This window comes from Psychrobacter sp. KH172YL61 (genome assembly GCF_007182895.1).
GTDB classification, from domain to species: domain Bacteria; phylum Pseudomonadota; class Gammaproteobacteria; order Pseudomonadales; family Moraxellaceae; genus Psychrobacter; species Psychrobacter pacificensis.
In genome coordinates this window covers 2371477-2396184 of sequence record NZ_AP019516.1, presented here as the reverse complement: position 1 = coordinate 2396184, position 24708 = coordinate 2371477, and the positions used below count along the sequence as shown (strand labels likewise).

Annotated in this window: 14 protein-coding genes and 6 pseudogenes; 13 read left to right on the top strand and 7 right to left on the bottom strand. The window is 46.5% G+C overall.

Annotation, left to right across the window (positions count from 1 at the left end; all coding sequences use genetic code 11):
• Positions 1-29: 29 nt before the first annotated feature.
• Positions 30-2717 (bottom strand): annotated as a pseudogene (leuS, locus tag PKHYL_RS12750) (leucine--tRNA ligase).
• Between the two features lie 236 nt (positions 2718-2953).
• Here leuS and PKHYL_RS12745 point away from each other — a divergent pair.
• A complete protein-coding gene (locus tag PKHYL_RS12745) occupies positions 2954-3325 on the top strand; it encodes an arsenate reductase (RefSeq protein WP_240365342.1) in 372 nt (123 codons plus the stop codon).
• An 85-nt stretch (positions 3326-3410) separates the two neighbouring features.
• Here the strand turns inward: PKHYL_RS12745 and PKHYL_RS12740 are convergent, their stop codons facing one another.
• The 6 genes and pseudogenes from PKHYL_RS12740 to PKHYL_RS12715 form a co-directional block, all read right to left on the bottom strand.
• Complete coding sequence (locus PKHYL_RS12740) at positions 3411-3584, bottom strand: hypothetical protein (protein WP_197496697.1); 174 nt, start codon at positions 3582-3584, stop codon at positions 3411-3413.
• A 24-nt stretch (positions 3585-3608) separates the two neighbouring features.
• Positions 3609-4509, bottom strand: a pseudogene (gene argB, locus PKHYL_RS12735) (acetylglutamate kinase).
• A gap of 74 nt (positions 4510-4583) precedes the next feature.
• Complete coding sequence (locus PKHYL_RS12730; RefSeq protein ID WP_071003267.1) at positions 4584-6440, bottom strand: phosphomannomutase; 1857 nt, start codon at positions 6438-6440, stop codon at positions 4584-4586.
• A gap of 177 nt (positions 6441-6617) precedes the next feature.
• Entirely contained in the window at positions 6618-7082 is a 465-nt protein-coding gene (gene dut, locus PKHYL_RS12725; RefSeq protein WP_071003269.1) for a dUTP diphosphatase, read from the bottom strand.
• Positions 7083-7208: 126 nt separating this feature from the next.
• Complete coding sequence (mgtE, locus tag PKHYL_RS12720) at positions 7209-8600, bottom strand: magnesium transporter (protein ID WP_167669402.1); 1392 nt, start codon at positions 8598-8600, stop codon at positions 7209-7211.
• A gap of 119 nt (positions 8601-8719) precedes the next feature.
• Positions 8720-10753 (bottom strand): annotated as a pseudogene (locus PKHYL_RS12715) (UvrD-helicase domain-containing protein).
• A 762-nt stretch (positions 10754-11515) separates the two neighbouring features.
• Between PKHYL_RS12715 and ndhC the strand changes: the two are divergent.
• From ndhC to nuoL, 12 genes and pseudogenes are all read left to right on the top strand, one after another.
• On the top strand, positions 11516-12139 hold the full coding sequence (ndhC, locus tag PKHYL_RS12710; protein WP_093070712.1) for an NADH-quinone oxidoreductase subunit A: 624 nt from the start codon (positions 11516-11518) through the stop codon (positions 12137-12139).
• Positions 12140-12276: 137 nt separating this feature from the next.
• The gene (locus PKHYL_RS12705) at positions 12277-12945 is read left to right on the top strand and encodes a NuoB/complex I 20 kDa subunit family protein (protein ID WP_058024548.1); all 669 of its coding nucleotides are present in this window, start codon (positions 12277-12279) and stop codon (positions 12943-12945) included.
• A 143-nt stretch (positions 12946-13088) separates the two neighbouring features.
• Positions 13089-14865: pseudogene (gene nuoC, locus PKHYL_RS12700) on the top strand (NADH-quinone oxidoreductase subunit C/D).
• 167 nt (positions 14866-15032) lie between these two features.
• Entirely contained in the window at positions 15033-15542 is a 510-nt protein-coding gene (gene nuoE, locus PKHYL_RS12695) for an NADH-quinone oxidoreductase subunit NuoE (protein WP_058024550.1), read from the top strand.
• Entirely contained in the window at positions 15539-16963 is a 1425-nt protein-coding gene (gene nuoF, locus PKHYL_RS12690; protein WP_071003281.1) for an NADH-quinone oxidoreductase subunit NuoF, read from the top strand. Before nuoE ends, nuoF begins: the two co-directional genes overlap by 4 nt.
• Positions 16964-16973: 10 nt before the next feature.
• On the top strand, positions 16974-18224 hold the full coding sequence (nuoG, locus tag PKHYL_RS12685) for an NADH-quinone oxidoreductase subunit NuoG (RefSeq protein ID WP_240365341.1): 1251 nt from the start codon (positions 16974-16976) through the stop codon (positions 18222-18224).
• The gene (locus tag PKHYL_RS12680; protein WP_240365340.1) at positions 18112-20040 is read left to right on the top strand and encodes a molybdopterin-dependent oxidoreductase; all 1929 of its coding nucleotides are present in this window, start codon (positions 18112-18114) and stop codon (positions 20038-20040) included. The genes nuoG and PKHYL_RS12680 overlap by 113 nt, the downstream gene beginning before the upstream one ends.
• Before the next feature lie 53 nt (positions 20041-20093).
• Positions 20094-21087: pseudogene (gene nuoH, locus PKHYL_RS12675) on the top strand (NADH-quinone oxidoreductase subunit NuoH).
• Between the two features lie 55 nt (positions 21088-21142).
• Positions 21143-21690, top strand: a pseudogene (nuoI, locus tag PKHYL_RS12670) (NADH-quinone oxidoreductase subunit NuoI).
• Positions 21687-22418 carry an NADH-quinone oxidoreductase subunit J gene (gene nuoJ, locus PKHYL_RS12665; RefSeq protein WP_240365339.1) on the top strand — a complete coding sequence of 244 codons (732 nt, stop codon included), beginning with the start codon at positions 21687-21689 and terminating at the stop codon, positions 22416-22418. Before nuoI ends, nuoJ begins: the two are co-directional and overlap by 4 nt.
• Positions 22419-22516: 98 nt before the next feature.
• The gene (gene nuoK, locus PKHYL_RS12660; protein WP_025653102.1) at positions 22517-22825 is read left to right on the top strand and encodes an NADH-quinone oxidoreductase subunit NuoK; all 309 of its coding nucleotides are present in this window, start codon (positions 22517-22519) and stop codon (positions 22823-22825) included.
• 4 nt (positions 22826-22829) lie between these two features.
• Positions 22830-24704 (top strand): NADH-quinone oxidoreductase subunit L, encoded by a 1875-nt coding sequence (nuoL, locus tag PKHYL_RS12655; protein ID WP_240365338.1) that lies wholly within the window; start codon positions 22830-22832, stop codon positions 24702-24704.
• The last annotated feature ends 4 nt before the right edge of the window (positions 24705-24708 follow it).

Genomic DNA, 24708 nt, shown 5'->3' with positions numbered 1-24708 from the left:
AAAAGGCTTAGAGCACTAAGCCTAGGCGACTAGCCTGCAACCACGATATTAACCAGCTTGTTGGGTACGACGATTTCTTTTTTGATCTCGCCTGTGATGAACTTTGCTACGCTTTCCATCGTTCGAGCTTGTGCTTTTAGCTGCTCAGGATCGCTGTTCGGTGCGACATCCATCTTACCACGCATTTTACCATTGACCTGAACGACCATCGTAATCATGTCCTGTACCAGCGCACTTTCATCAACAGTCGGGTAATCTAAGGTTAAAGTATCAAGGCCGAGCTGCTCAAGTAAATGCTCACCAACGTGCGGCGCATAGACAGACAGCATAATCAGCAGATTGGTCAACGCTTCGTTTTTAACGTGTAGCTCTTGCTCACTACTGGCGTTAAAGGCAGTCAACTCGTTGGCAAGTTCCATCAGGCTTGATACAGGTGTGTTGAGTGCTAAACGATCACCCAAATCACTATCAATCTTGGCGATGGTTTCGTGCGTTTTACGGCGTAAGTTTTTGGCTTCTTTGCTCAATCCCTCTGTGTTCAATGTCGCACCGTTCAGCGTATCAATGCTGATATTGGCGGCCGTTAGCGCTTGCATGTGATCATTAGCGATGCGCCATACTTTTTTCACAAAGTTGTAAGGGCCTTTTAGCGCGTCATCTGACCATTCAAGCGTCTGATCGGCAGGTGCGGTAAATAGTGTATATAGACGAACCGTGTCCGCACCGTATTTATCAATAGTCAGCTGTGGATCGACACCGTTGTTTTTTGATTTAGACATTTTTTCGATTTTGCCAATCGTGACTGGCTGACCATCCAGCTTTAAGGTCGCTTTGATCGGCTGTCCACGGTCGTTGTAGTCGATATCGATGTCTTCTGCAAAGTAGTAAGTGGTACTGCCATCCGCGTTGACACGGTAGAAGGTGCCAGCGAGTACCATACCTTGCGTCATTAGGTTGGCAAATGGCTCGTCGCCAGTGACCAAGTTTTCATCTCGCATGAGCTTATGGAAGAAGCGCGCATACAACAGATGCATCACTGCATGCTCAACACCGCCCACGTATTGATCGACTGGCAGCCATTTATTGGCAGCAGACTTGTTGACCATGTTTTGTGTGTCAGTTGGACTAGCAAAGCGGGCGTAATACCAGCTTGACTCCACGAATGTGTCAAAGGTATCGGTCTCACGCTCAGCAGGATTACCACATTTAGGACAAGTGGTATTGACAAACTCTGGTATATTCTTGAGTGGATTACCACGACCATCAGGTACGACGTCGGTTGGCAACACAACGGGCAAGTCTTGCTCTTCGACAGGAACCGTACCACAATGCTCACAGTTGATCATTGGGATAGGGCAGCCCCAATAGCGCTGGCGCGACACGCCCCAATCCCGCAGGCGGTATTGGATTTTTTTCTTGGCAAGCGATTTTGGCTCAAGTTTGGCAAGCATGGCATCAAACGCCTGCTCAAAATCTAAACCGTCAAACTCACCTGAATTGACCAGAGTGTTGCGCTCGGTATAAGCAAGATTGACTTCACTATCATTTGCCTTAGCATCTGCTTTTAAATCATCAAAATAGCCATCAGGGGTATTGATGACTTGTTTAATCGGTAGGTTGTACTTTACCGCAAATTCATAATCACGCTCATCGTGAGCAGGCACGGCCATCACTGCACCTGAGCCGTAGCTCATCAGTACATAGTTGGCGACCCAAACAGGCACTTCTTCACCAGTCAGTGGATGAGTGACGGTCAGGCCGGTATCCATACCGATTTTCTCGGCTTTGGCGAGATCGGCCTCAGCCACTGAACCTTTTTGCACATCGCACAGAATTGGGCAATCATGTCGTCTTTTTCAGCAGCGTACTGTGCGAGTGGGTGTTCTGCGGCAACGGCGACATAAGTCACGCCCATCAAAGTATCAGGACGAGTGGTGAACACATCTAAGGTGTTTTCTTCGCCAGCAATCTCATAAGGGAAATGTACTTCCATACCGGCACTACGACCAATCCAGTTGCGCTGCATGGTCAATACTTCAGAAGGCCAGTGACCTTCTAGTTGATCCAAATCGTCGAGCAATTCATCGGCATAGTCAGTGATGTTGAAGTAATACATGGGGATGTCACGTTTTTCGACTGCCGCACCACTACGCCAGCCTTTACCATCAATGACTTGCTCGTTTGCTAAGACAGTATTATCAACGGGATCCCAGTTGACCGTCGATAGCTTTTTGTACACTAGGCCTTTTTTGTACAACTGCAAGAATAGCCACTGCTCCCACTGATAGTATTCAGGGCTACAAGTGGCAAACTCGCGTGACCAATCAATAGACAGGCCTAACAATTTAAAGCTGCGCGCGCATATTGTCGATATTGGCAAACGTCCATGCAGCAGGTGGCGTTTGATTGGCAATCGCGGCGTTCTCAGCTGGCAAGCCAAAACCATCCCAGCCCATTGGCTGCATGACCTCATACCCTTTTAGGCGATAATAACGGCTTAAGACGTCAGAAATCGTATAGTTACGTACGTGGCCCATATGCAGCTTGCCGCTTGGGTAAGGGAACATCGACAGCATGTAACGACTTGGCTTGTCGCTTGGCTCATTGCTGACTTCAAAGCGCTTGTCAGTGGCCCATTTGGTCTGCTGAGCGGCTTCGATCGCTTGCGGGTTATAATGATGGTTGTCGGTTTGGTCTGCTGTCACGGCGTTGCTCATAGTCGGCTCGAAATTGGTTGATACTGATTTATTTAATACGGATTTGTTTAATACTGTTCAAAATAGGTGGAATTTGACAATGCCATAGCATAGCGTAATTTGGCAAAAATTGCGACGATATGATGCATTTGCTCATCAGGTTTGACGATTAAAAGTGAGGTATTTTTTATATCCAATCAGCCTCCGGTATAATAGAAACGTTCACCAGTATTTATGAGTAATGATAAGGAGTCATCATGACCATCACCATTTACGGTATCAAATCATGTAGCACGATGAAAAAGGCGTTCAATAAGCTTGACGAGCTAGGCGTTAGCTATGAGTTTCATGATTATAAAAAACAAGGTGTCGATAAAGATACAGTACAGCGCTGGGTGAATGCGTTAGGGATTGATAAAGTGCTCAATAAGCGCGGCACAACATGGCGCAAGCTGACCGATGAGCAAAAGCAAGCAGCTGACGCCAGTGTGGACAATGCCATTGAGCTATTGGTTGAAAACACCAGTATGATCAAACGTCCGATTGTAGAAGGTCAATTAGCAGATAAAGATCAGCCGATACTGCTGTGCGGTTTTGATGAAGCGGAGTTTGAGCGTGTGTTTGGTTAAAAACGGTCATAAAACGCCTGAGCTAATAATTAAATCTTAGCTCGGGCTTGATAACGCCAACAATAAACCAAATTACACTAAAGCCCTAAATAATGAGCACATAGAGGCGGATTTGCTCCGCTGTCCAATCAAGGGCAAACCAGTCAATCATAAAAAACGACTTCCAGCCCTCTATCCACTTTGCGCCGCCATAGCCAATGACCCACCAGCAGTAGATACTTTCTAAGATAAATAGCAGAAACCATAGCGGAAGAGACATGACTGATTCCTGTTTTTAGCTGAATTAGGCCTCTATCTCACGGCTAATCAGTGTACCAACCCCTTCGTTAGTGAAAATTTCCAGTAACGTGGCATGAGGCACACGGCCATCAACGATAACGGCACTTTTAACACCGCTACGCACGGCATCAAGCGCACACTGTATTTTGGGAATCATACCGCCTGAGATCGTCCCATCTTCGATTAAAGCATCGACTTTCTTGGGTGTTAGCCCAGTCACTACCTCGCCGTCACGGCCCAATACGCCTTTGATATTGGTCAATAGCATCAGCTTCTCTGCTTGTAAAAACTCCGCCACCTTACCAGCGACTAGGTCTGCATTGATATTATAAGTATTGCCTTCTTTATCGACACCAAGTGGTGCGATAACGGGAATGAAATCAGAGGAGATGAGCATATTGATGACGTCTTTATTGACACTGACTACGTCGCCCACAAATCCTAAATCGACAGGCACCACGACACCGTCGTTACCGATTTTTCCATCATCAGTTTTTTGGCACGAATCAAATTGGCGTCTTTACCCGTGAGGCCAATTGCGCGACCGCCGTGCTTGTTAATCAAGCTAACAATCGATTTGTTGACACTGCCGCCAAGCACCATTTCTACGATATCCATCGTGCTTTTGTCAGTCACACGCATCCCATCGATACGATCAGACTGACGACCCAGCTCTTTAACAAGTTATCAACTTGTGGGCCACCACCATGTACAACGACTGGATGTATACCGACCGTTTTCAGCAAGACAATATCACGAGCAAATGAGCTTTCGAGTTCAGGATCGGTCATGGCATTGCCGCCATATTTCACCACGATGAGTTTATCAACAAAGCGCTGAATATAGGGCAGGGCAGTGGTTAATACTTCAGCGGTGTTTTTGGCGTCATCTAAATTAAGTGTCATTCCTAACTCCTAAAGGGCGGGTTTTAAATGGGTTGTTCTTTTTAGCATATTTAATCGATACAGGTTTAATGCCGTTATTCAGCAGGCATGGCGATAATCTGTGTTGCCAGCTCTGCATCAAATGGGCGACACAACGCGGCAAAGGTCGCTTGAATGTCTTTTAGATCATCCATGCTGTCACCAGCGAAGCGCGCAGTCAGGCTATTACTGGTATTTGATTGACGCAACACGCCAAATCCGTGCGCAAAATCCAAGCGCACACCATCAATGCAGCTAAGTCTAGTGCCTGCTGGCAATAAAGACTTGGCTTGTTCGACAGCTATATGGGATCTGATAGTGGAGCAAGTACAGACTGGTGACGCACATAAAGCCGTTGGTAGATTGGCGGCGTCTAGTCGGTAATCAGAAATATCAAACGAATCAGCATGAGTCGTCACGCTCGCTAGCTGCTGCAAGTAGGTACAAACCCTCGTTAATTGCTCCATGATTGAGCAATCTGTCCTAGCAGTCTGCGGCATCGGCAGATAATGATCTGCTGTACTGACCATGGCGGGCAAGCGTTGGAGAATATCTGATAGTGCATTTTTATCATCTAAGATATTACGAGACTTGACAAACCAATGCAGTAAGCGCAATGCAGCATATATGGCATCATCATAAGGGATAAAGCGGCCATCATTAAAAATAAAATGCCCTGATAGCTCACCTGCAAAGACAATTTGACTATCAGGATGCTGTACCTGTTGGCGCATAAAGCTGCTACCGGTTTTGCTAATCACTGGCATCGCGCCAAGATCCGCCAGTAGCTTTGGCAGATGATGCGCGCATTTAATATCAAATAGCACCTCAGACGCTAAGGAGCTGGTCAAAGAATCCGGACGTTCTGTTATGGCAATGCGTGCTAACAAGTAGAGTAGGTGATCAGGCATGACCACTTTGCCGTTATTATCAACGATCATCAAACGATCACCATCACCATCAAATGCTAAACCAATATCGGCACAATGAAAAGCAACAGCTTGCTGCAGCGCTGTTAGACGGTTGGGCTCGGCTGGATCAGGATTACCAAGAGGAAAACTGCCATCTGGCGTGTCATTGAGCACAATGACATGCTGGCAAAAACGGTCAAATAAGCGCTGAGTGATGTTGCCAGTGGCACCGTGCATACAATCAATAACCACAACCAAATCAAGCTTAGACGCTGTTTTTCGGTTGTTTGTAGGTGCTGTCTGATTATCCTGAGTCAACTGGCAAAAGACTTGCTCAATAGCCGCGATATAGACATCTGCTACTTGCTTGGCAAGCAGCTCTTTAAGCAAAGCTCTAGACAATTCAGTATTGCTGCTAATATTTATATAGTGTGAGTCTGGTTCTGAGTCTAAGGTTGCTTGCTCGACCTGATTTTTAGATAAGTAATGAGTATGAGAGATTAATTGTTGATAAAGGGCTTGTATCTCTAAGCTACTAGGAGATTTATGATTGACCAACCACTTGATACCCAATACGTCTTTGGCAGAGTGGCTGGCGGTTACAATAATGCCATGACCTTGATACTGCTTTGCCCAAAACGCCATCATGGGTGTGGTAACAAGACCGAGCTGGATAACGCATAAACCCTGTTGGGCTAATACAGTAGAGAGTGTACGTGCAATCGATTCGCTGCCATGACGCATATCGTAGCCGATCACCACGATAGTTTCGGCTACTGTATCCTCTTGAACATTCATGGTGCTATCGGGAGAATAAGTAACATCAGCAGTATTGGCATCGATATCTTGGGTTAGCGCTTGTGTCAGGTGGTGTGACTCAGCGCTATAGAGCTGAGCAAAACGATGGCCCAGCGCTTGTACAAACTCATCGGTGAAATGCGTGTTTGTACCACGGATGTCATAAGCACGAAATAAGGATTGCTGCGCCGCAAAAGATGGCATGGCTTATTCTCCTTATTGACGTGGTAAATAGGTAATTATGAATACAAAACGGGTAGCGTAACATTCTATTAATGTAAACAATTACTCTTAGTCGCCATCCCAATAATTATTTTAGCCACTAAACTGGCACTGCTAACCTGAAATCGCCACCTCAACGATCATTAATTGAGCGAATAATTACTGACGGCCTGAATGTCCAAATCCGCCAGCACCGCGCACGCTTTCATCACTGAATTCTGCAACCACTTCAAACTCAGGACGGGCAACAGGCACCACGATATACTGTGCCATGCGATCGCTTGGGTTGAGAACAAAGTCTTCGTTACTGCGATTCCAAATACTGACCATCAGCTCACCTTGATAGTCGGCATCAATCAGCCCAACCAAGTTACCCAAGACGATGCCGTGCTTATGGCCAAGGCCTGAGCGTGGCAATATCATACCGGCATAATTAGGGTCTTGAATATAAACAGCAAGGCCCGTACCGATCAAGTGGGTTTCGCCTGCTTTGATCGTTAAAGGCTCATCAATACAAGCGCGCAGATCGATACCAGCACTGCCATCGGTAGCGCGAGTCGGTAGAGAAAATGCTTCATCTTCAATAATTTTAGGATTGACTACTTTCACTTGTACAGCTTGCATAACACACTCACTTAACGATTTAGAAGTTTTATAAATTAAGACTATTTAACAATATTTTATAAACAACAATGATATATGAATAGCAATGCTGTGTTTTTATTGGATACTTTATTATTTAGCAATTCACTAGAGTATTAACACACTCGCCAAGCCTAAAAATGACATAAAACCAACAATATCCGTCACGGTGGTCAAAATCACCGAGGCAGACAAGGCTGGGTCAATGTTCATGCGCTTAAGTAACAGCGGTATACTAATTCCCGAGACATTCGCCGCCGTCATGTTGATCGCAATGGCAAAGCCAATGACAGCACTAATTTCGATGTCATGAAACCATAATTGGGCAATAAATGCCATGATGATCGCCCAAATGATACCGTTTATCGCGCCAACCCACAGCTCTTTATTAAGGAGCCAGACTCGGTTAGAACCACCGATTTGACCCATTGCCATCCCGCGGATAACGACGGTCAAGGTTTGCGAGCCTGCAATACCGCCCATGCTGGCGACCACAGGCATCAATATCGCCAGCGCCACCACTTGTGCCAAGACTTCCTCGAATTGTCCAATCACCGCGGCTGCCAAGAGCGCGGTACATAGATTGATACCCAGCCAAACACTACGGCTTTTGGCACTGGTCAAAATAGGCGCAAACAGCTCTTCGTCTTGACTGACACCAGCAAGATTTTTCATAGTGCTATCGACATCATCTTGGATAATCTCCATGATGTCCTCGCCATTTAGCTGTCCAACCAGCTCGCCATAGCTATTTGTCACGGGGGCGAAACGAATGTCTTCTGAACGAAAAATCGCTGCAGCATCTTGGATATCTAGGCGATCATTGATGGTGATAGCCGTATCAATCAGTTCTGAGACTAGGGTGTTTTGATCATGTTTAATCAGATCTACCAGACTCAATAGCCCAAGTAATTGCTGGCTTTGATCGACAACAAGCAGTTCTTGGCTTTCGTCATCGAGCAGATCCTCGTTTTCGCGTAGCCAATCCTGTACATCCGCCAGACAGATATCATCCCGTATTTGGATAATATCGGGATCCATGTAGCTCCCAACTTCCCAGTCATCATACGTATCAAGTTTATTGACTTGGACGCGCGTTTCTTCATCGAGCGTTGCCATGACTGAGGTACGTACGCTCTCAGTGACAGTATCCAAAATCTCAGAGATGTCTTGGGCATCAAGATCTTGGGTAAATAGCGAGATTTCTTGAGAAGAAATATTCTCTAATAATGGCTGGCGGGTATCGTACTCGAGCTCAGCAAGTACCTCACCTTTAATGCTCTCTGGTACTTGCTCCCAGATGAGTAGGCGGTTTTGAGTCGGGAAAGACTCTAGTAGGCTTGCAATTTCATACTCAGACTGCTTTTCTAAAAACTCTGTAATCGCCTCATATGCTTTATCAGCAACCAAATCCTGCAAATACAGCAGTTTATATTCGGCACTGTATTCAGCCGGATTATAATCTCCTGGTAGCACTGATGGTCGTTCCTGATCGGGCATCGAGGTAGGCATAAGGATTCCAATATCTTTTATAAAGTGTTAATAATAGCAAATGGCAAAACGTCGGGTTAGCGTTTGCCGAGTCAGTTCTTTTGGCATCAGCACTGTCAATATTGATGTTAGCGCTTACCCAATAAAGCGCGAATATTGGCTAAGTACTCATCAGCGACCGCTTCTGGGTCTTTGATGGCTTTTTTTCTTTTTGGCCTTGGCGGGCCAGTCAACATGATCTTCAGGTAGCTCGTCCAAAAATCTGGACTCTGAGGTCACGCGCATCTGACCACCGGCACGGCGCTGGGCCGCAAGCGTCAAAGTCAGCTCACGACGCGCGCGGGTGATGCCTACGTACATCAGACGACGCTCTTCTTCGATCGTCTCACTCATAATAGAGTTACGATGCGGTAGCATCTCTTCTTCAAGCCCCATGATATAAACAAAATCAAACTCCAAACCTTTTGCAGCATGCAAGGTCATTAGATTGACTTTGTTGGTGTTCTCTTCTTCTTGCTGCTGCTCGAGCATATCGAGCAAGACCAGCTTACGAATGATGGTATCAATCGTGCGGTCTTCGTCTTCTTCTGCGCGATTAATGAGAGATTGGATACTGGTATAGAGCATATCGATATTATCAATACGGTTTTTTTCTTGCTGCGGGGTTTTGGCATCGCTACGGACAAAATCTATATAACCCGTCTCATCAATCATTTGGCGTACGATTGGCACAGGATCAGGGTGTTGATCGAGCTCACGTGTATAGTGCTCGATGAACTCGCCAAACTCTTTGATCGTGCCATACGCTTTTGACGGCAACACATGAGCCAAGCCGGCATGAGTACAAGAAGCCAGTAGCGAGATACTATGCTCTTGAGCAAATAAGCCAAGCTTTTCTAGCGTAGCAGGTCCCATACCGCGCTTGGGTGTATTGATAATACGTAAAAACGCGCTGTCATCTTCAGGGTTCAAAATCAAGCGTAGATAGCCCATGATGTCTTTGATTTCACTACGCGCAAAGAACGATTGACCGCCTGATAGCTTATAAGGGACTTGTAGCTGGCGCAATTGTGCCTCAAGCATTCGTGCCTGAAAGTTACTGCGGTAGAGTACTGCATACTGCTCCCACTCATTACCAAAACGCAATTTGTGCGTGACGATTTCTTTGGCGACGCGCTCAGATTCATCATCATCATTACGGCAGTTGATAATCCGAATTTTTTCGCCTTGACCTTTATCTGACCACAGTTTTTTTCAAATAAATGCTCGTTGTTCAGAATAACGGCATTGGCAGAGGTCAAGATACGGGTGGTTGAGCGATAATTTTGCTCAAGCATGACGATTTTTAGTTTTGGGAAATCTTCTTTTAGCAGTGCCATGTTTTCAGGCTTCGCCCCGCGCCACGCATAGATAGATTGGTCATCATCACCTACCACGGTAAAACGACCTTGCGGACCAACCAGATGCTTAATCATTTCATACTGGGCGGTATTGGTATCTTGATACTCATCGACCAATAGATAACGAATACGGTTTTGCCATTTGTCTCGCAGCTCTCTATTTTCACGCAAGATTTTGGTCGGCAGTACAATCAAGTCATCAAAATCGACGGCATTATACGCACGCAAGTTACGCTCATAAAGCGCATACAAGGTCGCAAAAATCATGTCTTCTGGATCGTCTAACGTCTCCATCGCCTTGTCAGGCTCAATCAAATCGTTTTTCCAATCAGAGATCATCTTGATGGCTTTACCAACCAGCTCACGACTTTCAGCGCCACTCAAGTTGTCGCGCATCATCAGCTCCATCAAGAGGCGCTTACTGTCATCGCTGTCCATGATAGAGAAGTTGCCTTTTAGTGGCGTATGCATCAGCTCATAGCGCAAAAACTGCAGGCCAAATTGGTGAAAGGTCGATACAGTCAAGCCGCGCGTTTTTTCGCTTGGGAGCAGTTTGCTCACACGGGCTTTCATTTCACGTGCCGCCTTATTAGTAAAGGTCACCGCTGTGATGCGCTCGGCTGGCATGTCGCACTCTTGAATCAGATACGCAATTTTACGCGTGATCACCGAGGTCTTACCGGAGCCAGCACCTGCGAGCACAAGTAGTGGGCCGGATACGTAGAGCATGGCTTCTTGTTGTTTGGGATTGAGTTGACTCATAACGTGACCTGTAAGACAAAAAGCAAAAAGAGGGTAGCGCTGATATAGCACAATTGATATCTTAATAATGTTTGTTATAAGGATAATAGAATTTAAGGTTTGATGATGACATATCGTAAAATTAGGTGGGTCATTATAAAGCAAAAACGGTCACTTTTGGGGAGGAGTTGGGTGATGAAAATAGGGTATGAGCGCGCTTGATTTTTGATAAATAGCGTGACAGCGTTTGCGCATCGAACAAAGCATGGATTTGGGGTTAATATAAGGTAACGTCTATATCATAATTTTTGGTAAAAAAAACACATTTTGTTTCATAGAAAATGACCGTCGAATACAGTTAAAAACTAGCTTTTAGGCACTGATATGCGTATAGTACATAAATAATTTATGCCAGTTGTCACGTCATTATTAACCACGTGTAATGAGCTATTAAATCAATTAAGTACGCAGTCAGATATGATATTGATTTAATACGTTGATCTTACGTTGTTAGAAGATGCGTTGGGCGACCAGCCTTTATCCGCGTGCATACCGGAATCTCTACCGTTGGTCAGGTCTGACATCGTCGTTAATAAGCTTGATAATTGGTTATTACCAGCAAAATACCTAACATGTGACTCAATGACAGTTACTTAAACACAGTGTCAGTGAATGACAACTGCTTTGTGTTTTCGTCTGCGTTATACCTGTCGTGAGGCGGCCTTAATGGGTCAGTGCCTGCGCTGTGTCTAACACTCGATTGGGTGAGGAGCACGTATTATCATGTCTGCTTTTAATTGGTCAGCAGTTGCTTTTATCTTAGCCGCCATTGGGCTAGTTGTCTTTATGCTGGTGGTACCGCGTTTACTTGGTGGTCGCTCTCAAGGCTTACAAAAAGAAGAGATATTTGAAGCGGGTGTTGTCGGATCTGGCAACGCCCGTATTCGTTTGTCTGCTAAATTCTATTTGGTCGCGATTTTCTTTGTGATTTTCGATTTAGAGGCGCTGTATCTCTACGCGTATTCTGTGTCAGTGCGAGAGGCCGGCTGGCTTGGTTTTGCCGCTGCTGCTACCTTTATCACTATTCTGATTATCGGTTTGATTTATGAGCTGAGCTTGGGTGCGATGAACTGGGCACCTGCTGACAAGCGCCGCAAAAAACCTCGGCTACATGCTGCGCCAGCTGGTTTTAATTTGGCAGACATCACCAAGTTTGATGGTGCTCATGAGCTGATGGTCGATCCTACTGGTAAAGTACCCGCGCAATCATCCGGTCAAATCAATGTCTCAAACAATATCGAAGCCAACCGTCGCCATCTACAAAACATTGATCATATCAATACCACAGGTAATGTGACGTCTGTGGACTTTGCGACGTCTGCACAAAACGACAAGCCTGCGCACTAGTGAGTACTGCTGGCTTTCGCTGATCGCATTTTGTTGCAACGATTGCTTGTGATTGGCCCCTTATTAATAACGAAATTTTTGGCGACAGCGTATACAAGATGAGTATGACGCCAAGCTTAATATAAAGGTTGTATGTTATGAAATACACATTAACAAAAGCCAACCCTGATGCAGATACCTACCCTGCACAGACCCGCCAAACGGTCAATGATCCTATCGAAGATGAAGTCAATAAAAACGTCTTTATGGGTCGTCTCGAAGACCTCGTTCATTCGACAGCAAACTGGGGGCGCAAGCACTCGCTCTGGCCATTTAACTTTGGTACGTCTTGCTGTTATGTTGAATACGCCACTACCTTAACCGCCGTTCATGATTTGTCACGCTTTGGGGCCGAAGTTATCCGCGCCTCACCCCGTCAGGCAGATGTGATGATCGTTGCTGGTACATGTTTTGTCAAAATGGCCCCTGTTATTCAGCGTCTTTATGAGCAAATGCTTGAGCCAAAATGGGTCATCTCTATGGGTGCTTGTGCCAATTCAGGCGGCATGTATGATATCTACTCGGTCGTACAAGGGGTGGATAAAGTGATCCCTGTCGATGTGTATGTGCCAGGCTGTCCGCCGCGTCCAGAAGCATTGATTCAAGGCTTGATGTTATTGCAAGAATCTATCACCAAAGAGCGTCGTCCGCTGGGCATCCATGTCAATGAGCAGGGTATCTATCAGCCGCAAATGACGCCTGAGCGTGACCGTAAGCAAGCAGATCGTATCGCTGTCAAAAACTTGCGTAGCCCAGACAGCATCTAAGTTTAGACAGTATCTAAATTTAGATAGCATGTAGATTTAGCAACCTCAATATTTTATGCGCTCATCATGGTTTGGTTATGACTGACATAGCCTCACTTTGATTGACATCGCTCAGTTATGATTAATGAAGGAATACATCATTCATGGTCACGGTAGTCGAAAACACAGATCCTAAGATCAAGCCCGTCCCAGCCGTCATTACAGAGCTGGAGCAAAAGTATGCTGGTAAATTTGTCGTACAGCACACTGTGGATGAGATTCCAACAGTCTGGGTGGCGCGTGCAGATTTATTAGACGTGCTTTTATTTTTGCGCAAACTGCCCAAGCCCCACGTCATGCTATTTGACTTGTCAGCGATAGATGAGCGTCTGCGTCAGCATCGCGCAGGGTTGCCTGACAGTGACTTTACGGTGTTTTATCACCTGATGTCGCTTGAGCGCAATAGTGATATACGTGTCAAGGTCGCACTGAGCGAAGATGACCTCAATGTCCCAAGCGCGACCAATATTTGGCCAAATGCCAACTGGTATGAGCGCGAAGTGTGGGACATGTTCGGTATTGTCTTTACAGATCATCCGCATTTGACCCGTATTTTATTGCCAAAATACTGGGAAGGTCATCCACTGCGTAAAGAATATCATGCGCGTGCGACTGAATTTACCCCGTATTTCTTGAATACCGCCAAGCAGCAATACGAGCAAGAAAACCTACGTTTTGTCCCAGAAGAGTGGGGCATGAAGCGCTCAGGTCGTGATGAAGACTTTATGTTCTTGAACATCGGTCCTAACCACCCTCCGCTCACGGTGCGTTTCGTTTGGTACTACAGTTGGATGGCGAGGAAGTCGTCGACTGTATCCCTGATATTGGCTATCACCATCGCGGCGCAGAAAAGATGGCTGAGCGTCAAACATGGCACTCATTTATTCCTTATACCGACCGTATCGATTATTTAGGCGGTGTGATGAATGAGCTGCCTTATATCATGTCAGTCGAAAAGCTCGCTGGGATTACCGTCCCACCCTCGCGCCGAGACTATCCGTGTGATGATGAGCGAGTTTTTCCGTATTACCAACAATTTGCTATACGTCGGTACATTCATTCAGGATGCAGGTGGTATGACCCCTGTATTTTATATGTTTACCGATCGCCAAAAAGCCTATGACGTCATCGAAGCCGTGACAGGCTACCGTATGCATCCGGCTTGGTTCCGTATCGGTGGTACGGCGGCTGATCTGCCACGTGGCTGGCAGCGTTTGGTGCGTGAGTTCTTAGATTGGATGCCTAAGCGCCTGGACGAGTATGTCAAAGCAGCACTACAAAACAGCGTGCTCAAAGGTCGTACCCAAGGCGTCGCTCAGTACAATGCCAAGCAAGCATTGGCTTTGGGGCGTGACGGGCGCTGGTCTGCGCGCGACAGGCGTGGATTTCGATATGCGTAAAGCGCGTCCTTACATGGGCTATGAGAATTACGATTTTGCAGTGCCAGTTGGTTACAACGGTGACGCTTATGATCGCTGTATGGTCAAAGTTGAGGAGATGCGTCAGTCATTACGTATCATTCGTCAATGTATGGACAACATGCCACAAGGCCCTTATAAGGCAGATCATCCACTGGCCGTACCACCGCCGAAAGACCGTACACTGAACGATATCGAAACGCTGATTAACCACTTTATCTCCGTATCATGGGGTCCTGTAATGCCAGCGGGTGAGTGTACGACGATTGTCGAGGCGACCAAAGGTCTGAACAGTTATTATATTACCTCAGACAAAGCCACAATGAGCTATCGTACGCGTATCCGTACGCCAACGTTTGCTCATATACAGCAGATGCCATCGGTCATTAATGGCTCACTGGTTTCTGATGCCATTATGTATTTGGCATCGATTGATATTGTGATGGCGGACTGCGATCGTTAAGATTTTGATCTTTAAGGTTAAACCGCTGCTTAAAAAGTATTTGTTCATCAATATATTATTGCCTGATGGCACACCAAAATGCTGTCGCTTGTCGATATAACCACGGTTTTAAGTAGACTGATATTGGCTTGTGATAGAGCAGGATGAGTGAGGAAAGACAGAAGATTATGAAAATTGTTTCCGACAAAATGCCAAAAGTAGATGTGGAAAGCATCCTCACCACTGAGGAAATCGCTGCCATTCATGAGTTTATGCACCATTACCCACAGGCGCGTGCTGCCTCATTAGATGCGCTAAAAATTGTGCAAAAGCGCAACGGCTGGGTCGATGATGCGCAAGCAAACGCTATTGCCAACATCCTAGACATCCCGATGTCAGACATGGATGGGGTCGCCACTTTCTTTAACCGTATCTATCGCCAGCCTGTCGGTCGCCATGTGATTCTCATCTGTGACTCCGTGGCTTGTTATTTGACAGGTTATGAAGCGTTGTCAGCTGAGATCAGATCACAGCTGGGTATTGAGTATGGTCAGACAACTGCTGATGGACGTTTTACGCTATTGCCAATTTGCTGCTTGGGCAACTGTGATAAGGGGCCAGCGGTACTAATTGATGAAGACACTTACGGCCCTGTCCAGCCCTCCGAGGTCGCGCAATTATTGGAGCTATACGCATGAGTTTAACGATTTCAGAGCAGATTGCTCGTCGCGGTCAAGGCCAAGCGCCAAGCCAGCTAAATGCACAGCGTGTTCCAATTTATGGCGATAAAGCGACAGCCACTAGCGAAACCAAGCCATTGACTTGGCGTTTGGCGCATCATGATGCGGTGCTTGATTTAGCCACTTATGAGTCTCTAAAAGGCTTCACTGGTCTAAAAGAAGCGCTATCTAAATCGCCAAAAGACGTCGGCAATATGATTAAAGCCGCCAATGTCCGAGGTCGCGGCGGTGCAGGTTTTAACGCGGGTCTAAAGTGGTCGTTTATGTCGCCGCCGGACGGTTTGCCGCGTTATCTTATCTGTAATGCTGATGAAATGGAGCCGGGTACTTTTAAAGACCGTCTATTAATGGAGCGTTTACCGTTTCAGTTGATTGAAGGTATGCTTATTACCGCGCATGCGATTGGTGCCACTGACGGTTATATCTTTATCCGCGGTGAGTATATCTTGGCCGCTGAACGTTTGGTCGCTGCTATCGAAGAATGTTTGGCCAACAATCTCATGGGCGACAATATTTTAGGCTCAGATTTTAGTTTTAATCTGCATGTGCATACTGGCGCTGGACGTTATATTTGCGGTGAAGAAACCGCATTGATTAACAGCTTAGAAGGTCGCCGTGCTAACCCACGTACCAAACCCCCTTTCCCGCAAATCTCTGGTGCATGGGGCAGACCAACGGTTGTCAATAACGTTGAGACCTTATGCAATATGCCAGCCATCTTGAATCACGGCGTAGAGTGGTATCAATCACTATCCGAGATTAAAGGTAAAAGTAAAACGCCAGGCACCAAATTATTTGGCTGTTCAGGCTTGGTCAATGATCCAGGCCTCTGGGAGTTACCCTTTGGTTATACGGCTCGCGAAATCATTGAAGATTTAGCCGGTGGTATGAAAGATGGTAAAACGCTGAAGGCTTGGTTACCGGGCGGCGCCTCGACGGACTTTTTAACCGCCGATTATTTGGATGTGGTCGTAGATTTTGACACCATTCAAGAAGCGGGTAGCCGTATGGGTACTGGGCTTATCATGGTCGTCGATGAGTCGCAAGATATGGTGCCGTTACTTCGTAACCTTGAGATTTTCTTTCAACGCGAGTCGTGCGGCTGGTGTACACCGTGTCGTGATGGCTTACCGTGGGGCGTCAAATTGCTGACCGCTATCAATAACGGTGAGGGACAAGTGGGCGATGTCGAAAAACTAGAGGGCCTGACGCGTGACTTATGGATTGGCAAGACGTTTTGTGCCCATGCACCAGGTGCGATGGAACCACTAATGAGTGCGATTAAATATTTCCGTCCAGAGTTTGATCAAAAAATCGCGCAGGCGGTTGGTGTCGATGTGATTGATGCGGCAGCCAACCAACAGCCAGCAGTGAAATAAGGAGAGCGGCATGGCAGTCATACATATTGATGGAACCACTGTCGAAGTAGATAGCAGCGACAACTTACTACAAGCCTGCTTATCACTCGGCATTGATGTGCCGTATTTTTGTTATCATCCAGCCCTAGGCTCAGTAGGCTCGTGCCGTCAGTGCGCGGTCAAGCAATTCCAGAATAAAGACGATATGGAAGCAGGTCGTGGTCGTCTCGTCATGTCATGTATGGTCGCCCCTGGCGATGATATGTACATCTCCGTGACTGACGATGAAGCCAAAGCATTCCGCAAGTCGATGGTTGAGCTACTCATGACCAACCATCCACATGACTGTCCAACTTGTGAAGAAGGCGGACATTGTCATTTGCAGGACATGACTTATATGTCAGGTCATAGCCGTCGTCGCTATCGCTTTACCAAACGCACCCATCATAACCAAGAGCTTGGGCCATTTATCGCCCATGAGATGAACCGTTGCATCGCTTGCTATCGTTGTGTCCGTTTTTATAAAGACTACGCAGGCGGCGAAGATTTGGGTGTTTATGGCTCAAACAATCGCGTCTACTTTGGCCGTGATAAAGATGGTCAGTTTGAAAGCGAGTTCTCAGGCAACTTAACCGAAGTATGCCCAACGGGTGTATTTACCGATAAAACGCATTCTGAACGCTATAACCGCAAATGGGATATGCAGTACGCACCAAGCATCTGTCATGGTTGCTCAGCAGGTTGTAATATCTCACCGGGTGAGAGATATGGTGAATTGCGCCGCATCGAAAACCGCTATAACGGCGAAGTAAACCGTTACTTCTTATGTGACCGTGGTCGCTTTGGTTACGGTTATGTCAACCGCGCTGATCGTCCAACCAAGCGTTTGAGCGCATCAATGATAAACATGTCAAAATCAATATCGACTATGCTCTTGATGAAACCATCAAACGTATCAAAGATAAAAAAGTCATTGGTATTGGCTCGCCGCGCCAGCCTTGAGACTAACTTTGCCCTAAAAAACCTCGTTGGCTTTGATAACTTCTCAACAGGTCTGAATCATCAGCAACAAGCACTGGTCAATAAATGCATCGAAGTGCTTAGCACGGAAGGCATTTATAACCCTAGCATGACCGATATCGAAACGCATGATGCAGTGCTCGTATTAGGTGAGGACATCACGCAAACCCTCATCACGAGTGGCGCTATCAGTACGCCAAGCCGCAAAGAACGAAGGCCTAAAAATGGCGGCGGCGCTGCAAACGCAGCCTTGGCTTGCTGAACCAGTTAAGCGTATCGCGCAAGATGCATTAAGCCCAGTTTATGTCATTGATGTGACCCAAACCAAGCTAGAAGACATCAGTAAAGTGAGCGTAGTCGCGACACCTGAAGACATCACTAAACTTGGTTTTAAAGTCGCTGATGAAATTGCTAACTTCGCTGATGATTTAGCAGAAGTAGCGGACCCACAAGCGGCTGAACAAGACGCTAATGTGGATGCGATGCAAGCATTGGCTCAGCAGATCGCTTATGATTTGGTTCAAGCGGATAAGCCATTAATCATCTCTGGTACTAGCCTGTCGTCTACCGCATTAATAGAAGCGGCGGCACAGATTACTCAAGCATTAACACAAAAACGTGCTGCGATTAAAGCAACGGAACAGCAGCAAGTTGAGGCACATAATGAGCAGGTTCGCGCCGCTGAAGCACAAACAGCAACTGCTCAGCAAAGCGAAGACAAAGACTTGTCTGCTAAACCCAACAAACCGGAAACGGGCGTTGATACAGAAGCACAAGACGATGTCGAGCGTGAGCCTGCAACCAAGCTTGAGCTAAAAGAAGTGAATGATAGCTATCATGCGCAAGCCGGTATCTATCTAACGGTTCCTGATGCCAACAGCATGGGCGTTTGTATGCTTGGCGGTCAGTCAGTTGAAGAGCTGCTAGCCACTGATTACGATGTGGTTGTGGTTGCAGAAAACCAGCTAACAGATGCGATTGATGCCAATAAATTGACACAGCTACTGACTGATAAAACGGTCATTGCGTTAGATCATCAGCTGCTTGATTGGCATAAGGACGTCGATATTGTATTGCCAGCGGCTAGCTTTGCAGAAGCGGATGGCACATTGATATCAGCTGAAGGTCGTGCGCAGCGTTTCTTCCAAGTTTATGACAACGAATACTACCATCCGATGAGCAGTATTAAAGAAGGCTGGCGCTGGATACATGCTGTGCATAGCAGTATTGAAGGTCGTGATGTCGACTGGACGCAGCTAGATGATGTTATCAATGCATTGATTGCCACCCATCCTAAGCTTGCAGGTATCAAAGGCGCTGCGCCTGAAGCGGACTACCGTATGACTGGTCTGAAAATCGCGCGTCAACCGCGCCGTTACTCAGGTCGTACTGCTATGCGTGCGCCAATCTCAGTGCATGAGCCGATGCAGCCAAAAGATTTGGACACTGGTTTGACCTTCTCAATGGAAGGTTATAGCGGTAAAGAAGCACCAAGCTCGATGATTCCTTTTGCCAATGCGGCAGGTTGGAACTCCCCGCAGGCATGGAACAAATACCAAGACAAAGTCGGCGGACATCTGAAAAATGGTGATCCAGGGGTGCGTTTGTTCGATCAGCTAGAGCGTCTAGCCACTCGTCAATATGTGGCGCCAGAAGCCATGTCTTCGAATACAACTGACTTACAACAAGGCCAAGCGAAGCTAGTACCGATTCATAACATCTATGCCAGCTCAATGATGGCATCACGTAGCCCAATCGTCGCAGAGCAGCTGCCAGTTGCAGCATGGCGTATCGGTATAGATGATGCCAAAGACTGGAATATTGCTGCTGGTGATTACTTGGCGATTGAAATTGACAAGCAACAAATCACCTTGCCAGTACAGCTGGTTGGTTATTTGGCAGAAGGCTGTATCGGTTACCCAGTCGGGCAGGTGAGTATCATTCACCCATCAATGCCAGCGTCGGTACGTAAAGTAGATGCGCCAGTAACGATGATGGGTAGCATGGCTAACGATATGATGAACAATAACGACACAGCGCAAATGAACGCAGCGCCGACCACCACACAGGAGGTGTAATATGCAAGTTACCCGTATTATCCCCTGATGTGCCAAGCTTTTTGGCGGGTAGCATGAGCTTTGATACTTGGTCTATTCTGTTTTTGGTGGGTCAATCGCTAGTCATCTTTTTGGTCGTGGTATTGGTTGCCGCAATGATGATTGTCTATGAGCGCCGCATGCTGGCATTATGGCAAGATCGTTATGGTCCAAACCGCGTAGGGCCTTTTGGTTCGTTGCAGTTAGTCGCTGACATGCTCAAAATCTTCTTTAAAGAAGACTGGACACCAAACTTTACTGACAAGTTTATGTTCACCTTGGCACCTGCGGTCGCGATGTTCACGGCACTGGCTTCATTTGCCATTATTCCTATCTCGCCAACACTTGGCGTGGTTGATTGGGATATTGGTATTTTGTTTTTCTTTGCCATGGCGGGTATTGCGGTATATGCCGTGATGTTCGGTGGTTGGGCATCTGCTAACAAATTCTCGCTACTCGGTGGTTTGCGCTCAGCTGCACAGACGATCAGTTACGAAGTGTTTTTAGGTTTGTCGTTGATGGGCGTTGTTGCACTAACAGGTTCATTTAACTTACGCGCTATTGTTGAGTCACAAGTCGACGGCTGGTATATCATTCCGCAGTTTTTTGGATTTTTTGACCTTTGTGGTCGCGGGTGTGGCGGTTACGCACAGACATCCATTTGACCAACCAGAAGCAGAGCAAGAACTGGCTGAAGGCTATCATGTCGAATATTCGGGCATGAAGTTTGGTATGTTCTTCATTGGTGAGTATGTCAACGTTGTCTTGATTTCTGCCTTGATGACTTGCTTGTTCTTTGGCGGTTGGCTTGCGCCGTTCAATTTAGATATCCCATTTATTCCACCAGTTTTTTGGTTCATGATTAAAACGCTGTTCTTTATGACCATGTTTATTTTGGCTCGAGGCTCACTCATGCGTCCGCGTTATGATCAGGTGATGAACTTTGGCTGGAAAGTATGTCTGCCAGTAACGCTGATTAATCTATTAATCACTGCTGCGGTCATTTTGATCTTTTCCCCAACGTTATAGTCATTACTAGCCATCACTGATGAACTAGGGTAAAGCTGATAAGGATAATAATCCCATGTTTACTACCATAAAAAAGACCGTCATTGGTATATTTACCATTGTCCGCAGCATGTGGATGGTCAATAGTCATGCACTCAGACCGCGTGACACCATCCTTTATCCTGAAGAGCCGGTACCTGTGCCGCCGCGTTTTCGTGGACGTATTGTCCTTACGCGTGATCCTGATGGAGACGAGCGCTGCGTGGCTTGTAACTTGTGTGCGGTGGCATGTCCGGTAGGGTGTATCTCATTACAAAAAGCCGAGCGTGAAGATGGACGCTGGTATCCAGAGTTTTTTAGAATTAACTTCTCACGCTGTATCTTTTGTGGATTGTGTGAAGAAGCCTGTCCAACGACAGCGATTCAAATGACCCCAGATTTTGAGCTGGGTGAATATAAGCGCCAAGATTTGGTCTATGAAAAGAGCATTTGCTCATTTCAGGACCAGGTAAATACCCTGATTATAACTATTATCGTGTGACAGGTATGGCGGTAGCAGATAAACCAAAAGGTGCAGCACAAAATGAGTCTGCACCGATTGATCTAAGGAGCTTGCTACCATGATGAATATTTTGAACCATCCTGAACTGGCTGGGTTTTATTCACTTGCAGCAGTGGCGATATTTGCCAGTCTGCGCGTCGTGACTCAGGCCAATCCAGTGCATGCTATCTTATCGATGATTGTATCGTTGCTGGCAATTGCTGGGATATTCTTTGTATTAGGAGCGCCGTTTGCAGGTGCGCTAGAGATTGTTGTTTATGCTGGTGCCATTATGGTGCTATTTGTTTTCGTTATCATGATGCTGAACTTGGGCATGAGTAATGACGAGCGCGAAGAGCGTTGGCTCGATGCTGGTACTTGGGCGATACCGACAGGATTGACGATAATCATTGCCGTTGTGCTCTATGCAATGATTGGTATGGGTCATGATGAAGCCGTTATGATGGGTGGCACGACTATCTCTGCCAAAGCAGTCGGTACGGTGCTATTTACCAAATATATCATGCTGGTTGAAATTGCAGCTTTGTTACTACTAGCGGCTTTGGTGGCGGCATATCACTTAGGTAAAGAGTCGATTGATGAAGAGATCGTCGGTCATGCGAGTCAAGACGTTCAGCCAAGTGTAGGCAGTATCAAACAATACGACAATGACAGTGCGCTTACACAGCATGATGGCGTAAAAATGGCTAAGCCCTACGAATATAAAGATGTTGACCCGCATGACTATGTTGGTATGAAGGTAGGCATGAAAACAGGTGCGAACAAAGTGACGCGCAAGGAGGCAGACTAATGGTACTAGCAGCAAGCGTGGCACAAGAGGTGTCAAACGTGCCGTTTGCCCACGAGGTGGCAGGCTTAGTACAGCCAGTTGCTGAGGCGCAAAATGTACTGGGTATGATACCCATGAGCCATGGACTGATTTTGGCAGGTATTTTATTTGCTATTGGTCTGTGCGGCGTCATGGTACGACGTAACTTCTTATTTATGCTCATGAGTCTTGAGATCATGATGAATGCGGCAGCACTAGCATTTGTCGTGGCAGGTAGTCGCTGGGTCGATCCAGACGGGCAGATTATGTTTATCTTTATTTTGACCTTGGCTGCGGCTGAAGCGTCGATTGGTCTGGCAATATTATTGCGTTTTTATCATCAGCGTGGGCATCTCGATGTCGATAGCGCCAATGAGATGAAAGGATGATGTCATGAGTTTATTACCATTAACCTTTATATTCCCGCTCATTGGCTTTTTGATTTTAGCCTTTATGCGCGACAAATTATCAGAGACGGTCGCAGCGATTGTTGGCGTGGGTAGCATGCTGTTATCAGCATTATGTACGCTAGTCGTTAGCTATACCTTTTTGACCACCAATCCAGCTGGAACGGTAATTGAAGTTCCGCTATGGACGTGGTTCCAAGTTGGCGACTTTGCGCCGCATTTCGGTTTGAGCTTTGACGGTTTGGCATTGACTATGACAGGCGTCATTACTGGGATTGGCTTTTTGATTCATCTGTTTGCCTCTTGGTATATGAAAGGCGACACTGGCTTTGCCCGTTTCTTTAGCTATATGAATTTGTTCGTGGCCAGCATGCTGTTACTGGTACTCGCAGATGATTTGTTCTTGCTATATCTTGGCTGGGAAGGCGTGGGTATCTGTTCGTACTTATTGATTGGTTATTATTACCATGACAGAGCCAACGGTCGCGCCGCGATGAAAGCCTTTACCGTCACACGTGTTGGTGATGTGTTCTTAGCCTTTGGTTTGTTCTTATTATTCCGCGAATTCGGTACGCTTAATATTCAAGAGATTATTACGCGCGCGCCAGAAGTGTTCGATGTAAATAACCCAACGATGATGCTTACCACGATGATGTTGGTCGGCGGCGCGATGGGTAAATCAGCGCAGTTGCCACTACACACATGGCTTGCTGATGCGATGGCAGGTCCAACACCCGTATCGGCATTGATTCACGCGGCAACAATGGTAACGGCTGGCGTTTATCTGATTGCCCGCTTGCATCCATTATTTGAGTTGACCCCAGGCATCTTATTATATTGGGTTGGTGGCGTCGGGGCATTGACGCTGGTCGTTGCTGGATTCTGTGCGCTCGCGCAAACAGACATCAAACGTATCCTTGCGTATTCAACCATGAGTCAAATTGGCTATATGTTCTTAGCGCTTGGCGTGGGTGCGTGGCAAGGGGCAATCTTCCATTTGATGACCCATGCTTTCTTTAAAGCATTGCTATTCTTATCATCAGGTGCGGTTATTCTTGCGGTACATCACGAGCAAGATATCTTTAAAATGGGCGGTCTGCGTAAAAAGATACCATTGGTATTTTGGTGTTATATCATTGGTGGCGGTGCGCTCGCGGCGATACCTTGGGTTACCGTTGGTTTTTATTCTAAAGAAGCGATTCTTTGGGAAACTTATGCCACAGGTCACTTAGTACTATTCTATATGGGTGTATTTGGTGCGTTCCTAACAGCAATCTATACATTCCGTATGATTTGGATCATATTCTTCGGTGAAGAAAAAACCCATGCGCACAAGCTATCAGGGGTGTCGTACTGGTTACCTTTAACGGTATTACTTGTATTGTCTACCGCTGTTGGTGCATGGATTACGCCGCCACTACAAGGTGTATTGCCAGAGAGCGTAGGTCACTTATTAGAAGTCGCGGGTCAAGACCATGCTAAGCACACCGCAGAGTATATCGCGATGGGTGCGATGGTGGCCGGTTTGATATTGGCAGCACTATTATATGTCGTCAATAAAGGTCGCATGCTCATGAGCTTTAAGCGCTCACGTATTGGCGGGGCGCTATATCATTGGTGCTATCACGGTCTAGGTTTTGATGCGCTATACGATATAATTTTTGTAAAACCCTTTTTGTTCATCGGCCGCTTATTAAAAGCCGACCCTATCGATAAAACGTGGCTATTCTTGCCTAAGCTGGCTTCGGCAGGTAATAAAGTATTGTCTGCGACGCAAACAGGGTCTCTTCGAGGTTATGCCACAAGCTTTGGCTTGGGTATGGCTGTATTGCTGGTGCTGGTAATGATAACGGTGGTGTAAAGAT